The organism is Streptomyces sp. NPDC031274 (genome assembly GCF_055570235.1).
On the sequence record NZ_JBVIHP010000232.1, the window covers coordinates 1 to 1,393 of the forward strand.

Below are 1,393 nucleotides of genomic sequence, written 5' to 3' on the forward strand. Positions count from 1 at the left end.
CCGCGCAGGTGCGCCACCGGCTCCCCGGCGGGGCACCAGGGAGCGAGGCCGACCACCCCGCGCACCAGCGGGTTCCCGGCGGCCCGCAGTGCGGCGCGGGCTCCCATGGAATGCCCCACCAGGACGGTGGGGACCTCACCGGCGAGCAGTTCCAGCTCGCGCAGGGCACGGCGGGCGTCCTGCGCCGCGTCCTCCCGCTCCCCGTTCCAGCCCCGGAAGCGATAGCGCACCCGGCCGATCAGCACGCCGCCTTCCGACGTGGACCGACGGATCGCGCCCTCGAAGAGACGCAGCCGCGCGGCCGGCAGATTCCACGGCCGGGGCGCCGCGGTCCCGTGCTCGCGGCCGCCGTGCAGCAGGAGCACGGCGGCACGTGGCTTCTCGACCGGTCCTCTCGGCTCCAGCGCCGAGCGGGGGCCGTCGCGGAAGGGCACAGGGACTCCTCGACATGTCGGTGGCGGACGGACGGCTCCCTCCGGCCCGCCTGGTGCACGCCTAGTTCACGATGACGGCTTCGGCCCGGTCAAGGGGCCACCCGCCCGGACCCCACGGCCGCGCAGGTGGGCCGGCGGGCCGGCGGGCCTGTCACCGGGCGCCGAGGGCGGAGGAGGCGACGGCGGCGTCCGGGCGGAGGAGGCTCGCGCCTCGACGTTCCACCGGGATCACCGGCATCCGCCGCCACCCCCGTGCGTCCGGGATCCCTCACAAACCCTTCGGACACCAGTGATTCGTCGGCGGTCGCGTGTCGGATTGGTTCCCCGGCGCCACCTTCCGCACCGCGTCCCCGGGTGAAGGCGCGTCACTCACCCCCAAGAGACTTGGCCCTGCTGAGGCGATCAGGCGAAGCCGCGTAACTGATGATCTTGCCCTCGCGTTGGTCTGCCGCAAGTACCGACAGAACCCGCGCCTGGGCGCGGGGCGATGAAGAAGGCTTGAGGGTCACTCATCATGCACGACATCACCAGGAAGATCGCCGCGGGTATCGGCGCCATGGCCGCGGCGCTCGGCTGTGTCATCGCCACCGGGCCGTCGGCGGCGGCCGACGGCGAGTGGTGCAACAACTCGGTCTGCATCAGGACCTACGACAGCGGTACCTATCTCGGCAGGGTCGAGGTGTCGGTCACCAACACCAACCAGCCGAACCGGATCAGCGCGCGCGTGTGGACGACCAACGGCTGGAGCGCCAACACCAAGGTGGAGGACGTCGCCAAGTTCAGGACCTACCGGGACCAGGCCTACCCCCAGCGCCACTTCCCCGCGGGCACCCGGCTCTGCGCGGAAGGCTTCCGTGGCGGCGCCAGCGTGGGCCTTCCCTGCGTCACCATCACCGACTGACCCCGTCGAGCGTCTGCTCGGACGCGACATCGCCTGCGGGGGGGGGGTGGTGGGCCCG

Annotated in this window: 2 protein-coding genes; one reads left to right on the forward strand and one right to left on the reverse strand. The window is 72.8% G+C overall.

The genetic code is table 11. The features are described 5' to 3' along the window. On the reverse strand, window positions 1-434 hold a 434-nt coding region (locus tag ACZ5CR_RS45230; RefSeq protein WP_468869496.1), incomplete at its 3' end, for an alpha/beta fold hydrolase. 514 nt (window positions 435-948) lie between these two features. Here ACZ5CR_RS45230 and ACZ5CR_RS45235 point away from each other — a divergent pair. Further along, window positions 949-1,335: a hypothetical protein gene (locus tag ACZ5CR_RS45235; protein WP_468869500.1), complete on the forward strand. Its 387-nt coding sequence runs from the start codon at window positions 949-951 to the stop codon at window positions 1,333-1,335. The last annotated feature ends 58 nt before the right edge of the window (window positions 1,336-1,393 follow it).

Excerpts from the sequence above, each read along its gene's own strand:
- ACZ5CR_RS45235 (WP_468869500.1), top strand. The coding sequence starts at position 949 with ATGCACGACATCACCAGGAAGATCGCCGCGGGTATCGGCGCCATGGCC.